Below are 12,164 nucleotides of genomic sequence, written 5' to 3'. Positions count from 1 at the left end.
CCTCGAAACCTTAATTTTATTCTGACCCAGAACAGGATCGAGCCATTATCACTTCCTCAAAAGTGGAAATATATGAGGCTAAATAAGAAAATTCCGTTACAACGCAAATGGCTCATTTCCTGTTTACCTTTGAACCAGAAAAGGGTATTTTTAGATGGTCTAGGTGTGTCATCAAAAGGAACAAAGAAGTATCACGATATGACCGAGATACGTAACTTCAGCATTATCGCCCACATTGATCATGGTAAATCCACCCTGGCCGACCGCCTCATTCAGCGGGCCGGTCTGGTGGAAGAACGGGATTTCCGCGACCAGATTTTAGACACCATGGACCTGGAGCGAGAACGAGGCATTACCATAAAAAGCCAGACCGTCAGCCTGCCTTATAGAGGCAAAGACGGGCAGGAGTATATCCTCAACCTGATTGATACTCCCGGGCACGTGGACTTTTCCTATGAGGTCTCCCGGGCTCTGGCTTCATGTGAGGGCGTGCTCATCCTGGTGGATGCCTCCCAGGGGGTGGAGGCCCAGACCGTGGCCAACCTCTATGCCGCTATGGAACACGATCTGGTGATCATTCCGGTGATTAATAAGATTGACCTTCCTTCGGCCGATATCGAGCGGGTCAAGGAACAGATAGAGGTGGACCTGGGGCTGGATGCAGACCGGGCCATCCTGTGTTCCGCCAAGGAGGGGATCGGGATTGATGAGGTTTTTGAGGCCATCGTTCAGGAGATTCCTCCGCCGGATCGAGACGAGGACGCCCCGCTTAAGGCCCTGATTTTTGACGCCAGCTATGATCCGTACCAGGGTACGATTATCAGCTGCCGGATTTTCAGCGGGACCGTTCGTCCGGGTGACACTATCCAGCTCATGTCCAATGGGGCGACCTACAGGGTCGAAGAGGTGGGCGTTTTCAAGCTGGGCCGGGTGTCTCAGAAAGAGCTTTACGCCGGATCGGTGGGTTATATGATTTCCGGCATCAAGACCGTAAGCGATACCAGAATCGGCGACACCATTACCCTTGATTTGCGGCCAGCCCCTGAACCTCTGCCCGGTTTCAAAGAAGCCAAGCCCGTGGTCTTTTCTTCCATCTACCCCATCTATGCGGACGATTACCTGTCGCTGGCCGAGGCACTCGAAAAATATAAACTCAATGACGCCTCCCTGGTCTATCAAAAGGATTCCTCAGCCGCTCTCGGCCAGGGCTTTCGCTGCGGCTTCCTGGGGCTTTTGCACCTGGAAATCGTGGCCCAGCGCTTGGAAAGAGAATTCGGCCAGGGTATCATCATGACCGCGCCCAGCGTCAGGTACCGCCTGGTTCTCCAGGACCGAGCCAGCGTTGAGATTGACAACCCGCAGTATTACCCGGACCCGGCCGCCATAGAGCGGGCAGAAGAACCTTATATCAGGACCAGCATCCTCATCCCGGAACGCTACATGGGCACGGTTATGAAACTCTGCCTGGAGCATCGCGGCGTTAATTCCAGGTTCCACTACCCTACGCCCGGCCGGATCGAAATCAACTTCGATATACCGCTGGCTGAAGTGGTTTATAATTTTTACGACAGACTCAAAACCGTGACCCAGGGTTACGGTTCCTTTGATTACGACTTCCTTGATTTCCGTAAAAGCGACCTGGTCAAACTCGATATCCTGGTCAACGGTGAGAGGGTGGATGCCCTGTCGCTGATCGTGCATCGCGATCGTGCCCGGCTGCGCGCGGTTCAGATCTGCGAGCGGCTCAGGGACGAAATCCCGAGGCAGCTTTTTAAAATCGCCATCCAGGGGGCCGTTGAAGGCAAGATCATCGCCCGCTCGACCATCTCGCCCTTTAGAAAGGACGTCACCGCCAAATGCTACGGCGGGGATATCACCAGAAAGCGGAAGCTGCTGGAAAAACAGAAAAAAGGCAAAAAACGCATGAAAGCCGTCGGCGCGGTCATGATTCCCCAGAGCGCCTTTCTGGCCGTCCTGAAAACCGACCATGAATGAAAACCCGCTTCCCGGTTTATATGTGCACGTCCCTTTCTGCAATTCAAAATGCCCTTACTGCGACTTCTACTCGGTAACCGCGACCTCCCTTATTCCAGCATGGCTGAACGCCCTTGAAAAAGAGGCCCATTTTTATAAGGATAGATTTGAAGCCTTTGATACGCTCTATTTGGGGGGAGGCACTCCAACGATCCTTGATGACCGCCAGCTGACCCTGCTTATGGAAACCATTTTGCACGCGTTTCATTTTGCCTCGGACGTGGAAATCACGATTGAGGCCAATCCTGAGGGAGTCACCCCTGAAAGGCTAAATCATCTTATGGAACTGGGTATCGGGAGAATCAGCCTGGGGGTGCAGTCCTTTGATCAAGACGACCTTTCCTTTTTAGGAAGAAGACATGCGGTTCGGGATGCAGGGGAGGTCCTGGAAAGGATTCGGTCCGCAGGGGTTGCCAACCTTGGGGTGGACCTCATGTATGGATTTCCCGGGCAGGTTGAAGAAAAATGGCTTCATACCCTCCAGAAAACGCTAAGTTATAAGCCCGAACATCTTTCCTGCTATCAATTGACCTTTGAAAAAGGGACGAAGTTCGGACAGATGAAAGAAAAAGGTCTCATCAGGCCGCTTGATAAAAAAGAGGCCGGAAACTTATTCCTTCTCACCTCCCGCTTCCTTGAAGAAAACGGCTACATTCACTATGAAATCTCGAACTTCGCTTTGAAGGAGGAGTATCGTTCCCGTCATAACCAGAAATACTGGCGCCACGTGCCTTACCTCGGACTGGGGCCTTCGGCCCACTCGTTTGAGGCTGGTGTGCGGTGGTGGAATGTCCGGTCTGTCAAAGTCTACTGTCAGAAGCTTAATCAGGGTAAAGCCCCGGTTGAAGGCCGGGAAAATCTTTCTGAGGAACAGCTTGGGCTGGAAAGGGTTTACCTGGGTCTCAGGACCAGGGAAGGGATAGGCCTGTCAGATATTGATGATCACCCCCGCCTGGGCCCGATACTGAATCAGTTATTAGGAACCGGGCTGGTGATGCTGATTGAGGGTCGGATCGTGCCCACTGTGGAAGGGTTCCTGGTGGCGGACAGCCTGCCTCTTCAGCTTGTGGACTAGATTTAATTTAAGATTAAATATTTTCGCAGGGTTGACAGAGATCGCCGAGAAATTTCATTTCCCATGGCTCTCAAGCTGGAAATTGAAAACGAGAATACTGTCTCTTAAGCTCTGCGCCTTCTGAGCGATCTTCACGGTGAGTGTTTTAAGCCTGATTTCCCCCCTGAGGGGCCGTCATATGCACCGTGACCTGCTGGAAGGGAATGACCCAGCCGTAAATATTGCAGGTGTCCACGCAGGTCCGCTGAATGGCCCGGCGAAGGAGTTCATACTGAGACCCTTGACCTTCCCTGACACGGGCCTTGATGACGATATTCATGGAGGAAGGCCCGACCTCTTTAAACTGAACCTGGATAGAGTCTAAAACCTCGCCATACCCCTCCTGTTTTAGCCCATCCGTAACAGCTTGATCGAAAACCTTGGGGATCTCGGTCGTGACGATCGGCTGATGCCGGTAGTCTATCCCAAAGGTCACCGCGAGCTCGAACCCGCGAGAGAGGCTCGTGGGGGCCTGGGCCAGATAATCCTGGGTGCGAAAGGTCATGGTTCCCCCTTCAAACAGGTCCAGCTTCACCATCTCCGGTGTTTGAATTTCTACCTGACCGTAAGACCCATCCGCCAGGACGACCCAGTCCCCCTGCCTGGAGGGAAACCAGGGTTCGTCCGGGGCGATTGGGCGGGACCGGAGTTCCAGGAGGTCTTTTAAAGGCAGCCTGATCTGACCGCCGGACAGTTCCCGGTTGTTCAGGACCGAGAAGATGTTTATACTGGAAGCCTCGTAAGGGATGCCCTTATAGATCACTCTTTCGCCCTCTCTGACTGGTCCGAAATTGAGGATCAGCCTGGCCTGATTCCAGACCAGAGGGACGGCCTGCTTGGAAGCCCAGGCCAGCCCGACCAGGAAAACGATGGCCAGGGAGAGAAGCACCCAGTCCCCGAAAAAGTAAAGCACGGCCAAAAAGGCCAGGAAGGATAGCAGGGCGCTAACAAAAATAAACAATAGGTCAAACAAGCGCACGGAAAAAGTGCGGTTTGCCTGATGAAAGGGGCTGTGCTTCTGGATCAATCTGTGAATCGAGTGTAAGACAAACCAGCAGAGGATAAAGGCCAGGAAGGACAGGATCACATTGCGGCCGCGGCTCTTGAAAAAAATCCGGAGTATCTCCCGCAGGGACACAGACAGCGGCTTTTTTTTGCCCAGCTCCCACTCCATCTGCCGCGAGGCAATGTTCACCCGGGCTTTGGTTTCATGGTACCTCATCTCCCAGTCTTTCTTCAAATCATTCAGAGCCAGCCTAAGCTCCTGGCTGTCGGTCTGAGTCAAAAGCGTTTCGATATGGTAAATCGCCTTCCGGATGACCGGAAGCTGCGACTTGAGTGTTTTGATCTCACTTCGTTTTCTTTCAAGTTCACGAGGCCGGGAGGTCATTTTTTTCAATTCTGTGATTAACGGCCCTAGGAGTTCGGTCAGCTCTTCACTCCAGTTCAGTTCTTCTTTTTCCTTCTTCTTAAAGGCATCCAGGTTCACCTCAGTGGCAGCCTGATTGAAACTGTTCACCAGGTTCATTTTTTTAAGGCTCAAGGCATTTATCTGCCTCTTCAGGTCTGCCTCCCGCCCCACTCCCTGCGGACTCTTCAGCTCGTGCTGCACCGAGGCGATCTGGGCGGAGATTTCATTGATTGACTTAAGCAGTGAATCCAGGCTTTGAATTTTTTGCTGATATTCTTTTTCCTTATCAGTCGGTTCAGCCTGGACGGCAGCGGTTGAAAGGCCCAAGAGCAAGAAGAAGATAGCGACTTGAAAAAATATTTTTTTCATTGCTTACCCCTTAGCCATAGTGTTTCTAATGATTATGGACATGATAGCCGACCTGGCGGCCCTGTTACAAGAGGCATCTGGCACTTTTAATCCTTTGGGTTTACTTCTAAGAAAAAATCAATATATATTACATCAAAGGAGTCTTCTTTGGGGGAACCATTTTAAAAGTCCCTTCAAATCCCCTCCTAAAAGAACGAGCAATGAAGCGATGACGATCACTTCAAGGATTTGGCTTTTTCACCTGGTCATCCCTTTTCGTACTTCACAGGAAATAGTCACGGTATGCCGCAGTCTGATCAAGTCATAATCCAGAAAGAACAATCTCCAGGGAAGGGTGTCGCTTCATCCAGCGATCTGCTGGACATCCCGATCAGGCGGGCCATTTTTTCTTTGGCCTGGCCCATAAGCCTCGCCGTCCTGCTCCAGAACCTTGCCACCACGGTTGACCTGATCATGGTCGGGCGGCTGGGCACGGCTGAACTGGCCTCAGTCGGCTTCTGCGCCATGATTTTCTGGACCATTTCAGCGCTGGTCTTCGGGATTGAAATCTCAGTCACGGCCATCGTGGCCAGAAACATTGGCGCAGGCAGACCAGAAGAAGCAAGCCTCGGGCTGGGAATGGCTCTGACCCTTGGTCTGGCTGCCTCGGTTGTGACGGCAATTCTCGCAGCCCTTCTCACCCCCTCGATTTTAAGGCTCTTCGAAGTTGAACCGGATGTCTTTCGCCTTTCGGTTTCCTACTTCCGAATCCTCAGCTTCGGCCTGATATTTCTCGCTGTCATGGCCATCTGCTCCGGTGCCTTACGAGGGGCCGGGGACACGCGCACGCCCATGTTTATCGGCCTGATTGCGACCCTCATTCACATCGGGCTGAATTACGTGCTTATTTTCGGTAAGCTCGGTCTGCCGGCGCTGGGCGTCAAGGGAGCGGCCACAGGCACACTGCTTTCTTATCTGGCTGCCGCCATTCTCGGTCCGGCCCTGCTTTTCTCAGGCCGCTTAAGGATCAAGCTCTCTCGGCAGGATTTCGGGTGGAGTTCCCGCCGCGCCCGTCAGGTTATCCGTCTGGCCGTACCTGCGGCCCTGGAGCAGTTTGTCCTTCAGATAGGTCTGCTGGCTTACGCCAAGTTCATTGTAGCCTACGGGACACTCGTGCTTTCCGGTTATCAGGTCGGGATGCAGGTTCTCTCGCTTTCCTTTATTCCTAACGGCGGCTTTGGCATGGCGGCCGCGACGCTGGTCGGTCAAAACCTGGGTGCCAATCGCAAGGAGAACGCCAAGAAGGCGGGCTGGCTTTGTGCCTTCTGGGCCGTATCTGCCATGTTTATCCTCAGCGTGGTTTACGTCCTGACCGCAGGCCGCATTGCCTCAATCTTTGTCAGCGATCCTGAGGTCATCGCTTACGCCGTGTCATTCATTCGGGTCGTGGCCATATGCCAGGTCGGGATAGCTATTAATTTCACGCTTGCAGGCTCCCTGCGCGGCGCGGGGGACACCCGGACGCCGCTTTTAATCACGCTTCTTGGCATGTACGGTTTCCGGATTCCAGCCGCTTATATCCTTTCCGGTCCAATGGCCATGGGAGTTGGAGTCGTTTTCAGCCTGCTGATTTACGATTACATCATCCGGATCATAGCCATTCTGATCCGGTATAAACGCGGTCGGTGGCTGGAAACAAAGCTCTAATCTGGGTTGGAAGTTGAATAAGTCAGGGGGGAACTTTTTAGTCAAAGTTCCCCCCTGAAAAAAAACAACCATCCTTACCTGACAGGATAATCATGCCCCTGGCAAGGCAACACGAAGCCCTTGCCTCTTTCAACCACGTATTCAGCCAATTGGTAGTAAGCCCGGCGAAGAAAGCGGGCCGGGAAGCGGCTGGATTTGACTCGAGCGTAGATCACGTTCTCCTGGCCGATGGTCAGAGCGGCGGGGTCCAGTTCCTCCTGGCTGCCATCGTTGAGAGTAATGAGGTATCTCTCCGGCACTTGATCGTCAGCCGGGCGATAGTCAAGACGAATGATGACGAAAAAGGTATCTTCCACTTCAACGAAGCATCGCTGTCCCCTGAAATTAATGATGTACCGGCCCTTTTCGTCCAGCTCGACGTGATCCGTCAGGAGGCGGTTGATGCCTTCATGGATCATCTCGGCGCCGAAGTGCCACATGCGGCCTTCCTTGTCCACGTGGATAAGGCACGGCGGGAGATTATCCGGCCAGTCTTTCGGGTCCATGCTGAAAGGTTCGGCTTCTTTGTTCATAGTGAATATTTTCCTGGGAGTTATCGCTTCTGGCTATCGAGTACTAAGGTGACCGGGCCGTGGTTGACCAGGTGGAGCTGCATCAGGGCCCCAAATCGCCCGGTGGCGGTGGTGACGCCTGTTTCGCTTACTTTTTTGACAAACTCAAGGTAGAGCTTTTCGGCCAGCTCGGCAGGGGCGGCCTCGACAAAAGAAGGCCGGCGCCCTTTGCGGCAGTCGCCCCACAGGGTAAACTGGGAAACAATCAGGGCCTGGCCGCGGGTGTCCAGGAGAGAGCGGTTCATTTTGCCAGCCTCATCGGAAAATATACGTAAGTGGACGATTTTCGAGGCCAGGTATTCCACATCCTTAACAGAGTCCGCCTGACCGACGCCCAGAAGGATGACCAGCCCGGGACCGATGGCGCCAACCTCTTCGGCCTCAACCAGAACCCTGGCCTGGCTGACACGCTGGATGACGGCCTTCATATGCCTGCTCCTATGTAAAGACCACGGCCTTCAGCCGCAACCCTGCTTACTCGCTGGCCAGGTCTTGCTCCATGACCCTGATGATATCTAGGCTCAGCATCTCCTTCATGGTGCGCAGGCTCTCCCGGTCCTTGTTGAACGCCTTGGCAAAGGCAAGGACCTCGTCCATGAGATCATCGAGATGGCAGGCCTTTACAACGATGTGGTGCTCCTCACACTCCCGGGCCGTGAGCCGTTTCCCGGTGTACTGCATCTCGATGAGCTTATACATGGGAATGGCTTTTTTCACGAGCGCGTTGAGGGTCTGGGTAAAGGGTATCTTGATGTCCACTTCCGGGAAGCAGAACCAGCCGCGATCCGAACGCATGAACCGGAAATCAAAGGCGCAGGCCATAATGGCCCCGCCGGCAAAGGCATGACCGTTTATGGCGGCCACGGTGATCATGGGGTAGGTGAGTATGCGCCTAAAGAGGGCGTACATCTGAGATTGAAACTTCTTATTTATCGCTGCGCCGCCTTTCTGCACGGCCGGGATAAGCCAGTCAAGGTCAATGCCATTTGAAAAGATTTTTTCATGGGCTGATGTAACTACCAAGGCACTGGCCTCGGTCTCTCTCTCGATCTCATCCAGCATCTTGAGAAAGGCCTCAAAAAAGGAGAAGTTGAACCTGTTTTCTCCACTGTTCATGGTCACCACGGCCACGTTTTCATCCAGAGTCAAGTCAAACAAGCCCATTTATTTTTTCCTCCTTACATTTCTCCCTGCGCCAAAGGCATTATTTAACGCTGGCCTGAATAAAAGCGATGATATCCTGGGTGTAGGTTCCAGGGCCGAAGACGGCGGCAATGCCTGCCTCCTTGAGGTCGGGAATATCTTCCTCGGGAATTATCCCGCCGCCGATGACCAGTATATCTTCAACACCCTGTTCCTTTAAAAGCTCCATGACCCTGGTAAAGAGGTAGTCATGAGCCCCGGACAGCACGGACATGGCGATGACGTCCACATCCTCCTGAATGGCGGCGGAAACAATTTGGGCCGGGGTTTTTCTGATGCCGGTATAGATCACTTCCATGCCCGCGTCCCTAAAGGCCCGGCTAATGACCTTGATGCCTCGGTCATGACCGTCCAGGCCTGGCTTGGCTGTGAGCACGCGTATTTTTTTTTCATTTGTCATGTAAGCACCTCGCCGAACGTGAGAGAAGCTTCCGGGTCATATCGTGACCGAGGCTTCATACTCGCCGAAAACTGAACGAAGGGCGTTGCAGATTTCGCCTAAAGTGGTGTAAGCCCTGACCGCCTCGATGATGGGAGGCATCAGGTTGGCCTCACCCCTGGCCGCCTTGACCAGGATTTCAAGGCTGTGGTTCACGGCGGCCTGATCCCGTTTGGTTTTGAGTGTCTTCAGCTTTTCACATTGCTGCTCTCCCACCACCGGATCAACCCGCAGCAGGTGCGAGGGCTGAGCCTCCTCGGTCTGGAACTTGTTGATGCCCACGACGACCCTTTCGCCGTTCTCGACCGTCTTCTGAAAATGATATGAGCTTTCCTGGATCTCCTTCTGGATATAACCGTTTTCCACCGCGGCCACGGCCCCGCCCATCTCCTCAATTTTCTGGATATACTCCCTGGCCTCAGCCTCAATCCGGTTGGTCTGGTACTCAATGTAGTAGGACCCGGCCAGGGGGTCCACGGTGTCGGTCACTCCAGTCTCATAAGCGATGACCTGCTGGGTCTTGAGCGCAATGGAGACCGCTTCTTCGGTGGGCAGGGAGAAGGCCTCGTCCATGGAGTTGGTATGCAGGGACTGGGTCCCGCCCAGGACCGCGGCCAAGGCCTGAAAAGCGACCCGAACGATATTGTTGGCCGGCTGCTGGGCCGTCAGGGTGCACCCCGCGGTCTGGGTGTGAAACCGGAGCATGAGAGAGCGGGGGTTTTCCGCCTTGAAACGTTCTTTCATGATGCGCGCCCAGAGGCGCCGGGCGGCGCGAAATTTTGCAATCTCTTCCAGGAAGTCCAGATGGGAATTGAAGAAGAATGAAAGCCGCGGCGCGAACTCATCCGCCTTCAGCCCGGCTTTCAGGGCGGCTTCTACATAAGCAACGCCATTGGCCAGGGTGAAGGCCACTTCCTGGACCGCGGTTGATCCGGCCTCCCGGATATGATAGCCGCTGATGGAGATGCTGTTCCAGCGCGGAACCTCCCGGGTGCAAAAGGCGAAAATATCGGTGATGATACGCATGGAAGGCTGGGGCGGGAAGATGTACGTCCCTCGGGCTGAATACTCCTTCAGGATATCGTTCTGAATAGTCCCGGTCAGTTTCTCTCTGGACACACCCTGCTTCTCTCCAACTACGATATACATGGCCAGCAGGATCGCAGCCGGGGCATTGATGGTCATGGAGGTGCTGACCCTGTCCAGAGGGATGTTGGCAAACAGAGTCTCCATGTCGGCCAGGGAGTCAATGGCCACACCGACCTTCCCGACTTCACCCCGCGCGACTTCGTCGTCCGAGTCATAGCCGATCTGCGTCGGCAGGTCAAAGGCCACCGACAGTCCGGTTTGGCCCTGCTTGAGAAGGTACCTGTATCGCTCGTTTGACTCCTCGGCCGTACCAAAACCGGCATACTGGCGCATGGTCCATAAGCGTCCCCGGTACATGGTCGGCTGGACCCCTCGCGTAAAAGGATACTCACCCGGGAAACCCAGGTCCTGTTCATAATCGAATGCAGCCAAGTCGTCTGGAGCATAAAGCCGATCAATAGGAAGTTCCGAGAGGGTAGTAAAGTTTCCCTTCCGTTCCGGCCTCTTGGCTAAAGTCTTTTCCACCTTAGCCTGCCAGGCTTCCTTACTTTTTTTAATTTCGCCATTGTCCATGGTTCTGTACCTGCTTAGATTCTCAGTGCCTTTGCTTTAAAGTGGAATATTACCATGCCGGCGGGCGGGCCGACTGGCCTTTTTCCGCCTCAGGGATTTCAGGGCCCGGATGAGTTTGAGCCTGGTGTCTTCTGGCATAATAATCTCGTCAATATAGCCTTTTTCAGCGGCCTTGTATGGGCTGGCAAAGGTGCGGCGGTAATTATCAACCAGTTCCTCTCTGATCTTTTCCTGCTCCTCGGGCGGGGCATTCTCAATTTCATGCCGAAAGATAATGTTGACCGCGCCGTCAGGGCCCATGACAGCGATCTCAGCGGTGGGATAGGCATAATTGATGTCCCCGCCGTGGTGTTTGCTGGCCATGACGTCGTAAGCGCCGCCGTAAGCCTTGCGCGTGATGACCGTAATTAAAGGCACGGTGGCTTCACAGTAGGCGTAAATTATCTTCGATCCGTGCTTGATAATCCCCCCATGCTCCTGGGCCACCCCGGGCAGATAACCTGGCACGTCAACAAAGGTCACCAGAGGAATATTAAAAGCGTCACAAAAACGGACGAACCGAGCGCACTTATTCGAGGCGTCAATATCAAGGCAGCCGGCTAAAAATCTGGGGTTGTTGGCGACGATACCCACGGGATAACCGTCCAGGCGGGCGAAGCCGGTGATCATGTTCTGGGCATGACGGCGGGAAACCTCGAGGAAGTGACCGTCGTCCACCACGGCCGTGATGATCTCCTTCATGCGGTAAGGCTTCTTGGGATTGTCCGGGATGATGTCCCTCAATTTCATCTCCACCCTTTCAGGGTCATCGCGACACTCGATCCGTGGCGGTTTCTCCGCGTAGTTTGATGGCAGGAAGGCCAGGAGATCCCGGACCAGCTTCAGGGCCTCTTTATCATTGTCAGCCAGGAATTGAGCCACACCGCTGGTGGTATTGTGCCGCATCGCCCCGCCCAGGTGCTCTGCATCCACCTCCTCGTGGCTCACCGTCTTAATGACCTGGGGTCCGGTAATGAACATATGGGAGGTCTTGTCAACCATGATCGTGAAGTCGGTAATGGCAGGGGAATAGACGGCCCCTCCGGCGCAGGGCCCCATGACCACTGATATCTGGGGGACCACTCCCGATGCGAGGACGTTGCGTTTGAAAATCTCGCCATAGCTGCCCAGGGACTCAACCCCCTCCTGAATCCGCGCTCCGCCCGAATCGTTGAGACCAATGACCGGCGCGCCGTTAGCCACGGCCATGTCCATGATCTTGCAGACCTTCTCACCAAAGGCCCCGCTGAGTGAGCCGCCGAAAACGGTAAAATCCTGCGAAAAAACGTACACCAGACGGCCGTCAATCGTGCCATAGCCTGTAACCACCCCGTCTCCAGGTATCTTTTTCTTGTCCATCCCGAAATCGGTGCAGCGGTGGACTACAAAGCGGTCAAATTCTTCGAACGTTCCATCGTCCAAAAGGAATTTTACCCGCTCCCGGGCGGTCATCTTGCCTTTCTTGTGCTGGGCGTCAATTCTATCCTGGCCGCCGCCCAGAAGGGCCTCTGCGTCACGCCGTCTTAATTCCTCATATTTATCGCTGTTTGCCATTTTTTGGCTCCTATCTGACTGTTGTATAAAGCCTTCCAGCAG

10 protein-coding genes are annotated in these 12,164 nt (G+C 54.1%); 3 read left to right on the top strand and 7 right to left on the bottom strand.

Annotated features, from left to right (window positions below; translation table 11 throughout):
- Window positions 1-198: 198 nt before the first annotated feature.
- Both lepA and hemW read left to right on the top strand, forming a co-directional pair.
- Window positions 199-1,995 (top strand): elongation factor 4, encoded by a 1,797-nt coding sequence (gene lepA / locus JRI95_09815; protein ID MBW2061843.1) that lies wholly within the window; start codon window positions 199-201, stop codon window positions 1,993-1,995.
- Complete coding sequence (gene hemW, locus JRI95_09810; GenBank protein MBW2061842.1) at window positions 1,988-3,109, top strand: radical SAM family heme chaperone HemW; 1,122 nt, start codon at window positions 1,988-1,990, stop codon at window positions 3,107-3,109. Before lepA ends, hemW begins: the two co-directional genes overlap by 8 nt.
- Before the next feature lie 145 nt (window positions 3,110-3,254).
- Here the strand turns inward: hemW and JRI95_09805 are convergent, their stop codons facing one another.
- Window positions 3,255-4,928, bottom strand: coding sequence for a hypothetical protein (locus JRI95_09805; protein ID MBW2061841.1), 1,674 nt, complete (start codon window positions 4,926-4,928; stop codon window positions 3,255-3,257).
- A gap of 282 nt (window positions 4,929-5,210) precedes the next feature.
- On the opposite strand from JRI95_09805, the gene JRI95_09800 reads away from it, so the two are divergent.
- On the top strand, window positions 5,211-6,614 hold the full coding sequence (locus tag JRI95_09800; GenBank protein ID MBW2061840.1) for an MATE family efflux transporter: 1,404 nt from the start codon (window positions 5,211-5,213) through the stop codon (window positions 6,612-6,614).
- A 74-nt stretch (window positions 6,615-6,688) separates the two neighbouring features.
- Here JRI95_09800 and JRI95_09795 read toward each other — a convergent pair whose 3' ends face one another.
- Genes JRI95_09795 through JRI95_09770 form a run of 6 tightly spaced genes read right to left on the bottom strand, consistent with a single transcriptional unit; the run spans window position 6,689 to window position 12,122 of the window.
- A complete protein-coding gene (locus JRI95_09795; protein ID MBW2061839.1) occupies window positions 6,689-7,186 on the bottom strand; it encodes a DUF1285 domain-containing protein in 498 nt (165 codons plus the stop codon).
- A gap of 20 nt (window positions 7,187-7,206) precedes the next feature.
- Entirely contained in the window at window positions 7,207-7,653 is a 447-nt protein-coding gene (locus JRI95_09790) for a D-tyrosyl-tRNA(Tyr) deacylase (protein MBW2061838.1), read from the bottom strand.
- 46 nt (window positions 7,654-7,699) lie between these two features.
- A complete protein-coding gene (locus JRI95_09785) occupies window positions 7,700-8,389 on the bottom strand; it encodes an enoyl-CoA hydratase/isomerase family protein (protein ID MBW2061837.1) in 690 nt (229 codons plus the stop codon).
- A 40-nt stretch (window positions 8,390-8,429) separates the two neighbouring features.
- Window positions 8,430-8,828, bottom strand: coding sequence for a cobalamin B12-binding domain-containing protein (locus JRI95_09780; GenBank protein MBW2061836.1), 399 nt, complete (start codon window positions 8,826-8,828; stop codon window positions 8,430-8,432).
- A 36-nt stretch (window positions 8,829-8,864) separates the two neighbouring features.
- Window positions 8,865-10,529: a methylmalonyl-CoA mutase family protein gene (locus tag JRI95_09775; GenBank protein ID MBW2061835.1), complete on the bottom strand. Its 1,665-nt coding sequence runs from the start codon at window positions 10,527-10,529 to the stop codon at window positions 8,865-8,867.
- A 36-nt stretch (window positions 10,530-10,565) separates the two neighbouring features.
- Window positions 10,566-12,122 carry an acyl-CoA carboxylase subunit beta gene (locus tag JRI95_09770; protein MBW2061834.1) on the bottom strand — a complete coding sequence of 519 codons (1,557 nt, stop codon included), beginning with the start codon at window positions 12,120-12,122 and terminating at the stop codon, window positions 10,566-10,568.
- Between the last annotated feature and the right edge of the window lie 42 nt (window positions 12,123-12,164).

Source organism: Deltaproteobacteria bacterium (assembly GCA_019308995.1).
Taxonomy (GTDB): Bacteria; Desulfobacterota; Desulfarculia; order Adiutricales; family JAFDHD01; genus JAFDHD01.
Note: the sequence above shows the minus strand (reverse complement) of the source record. Positions and strands in the feature narration are given on the sequence as shown.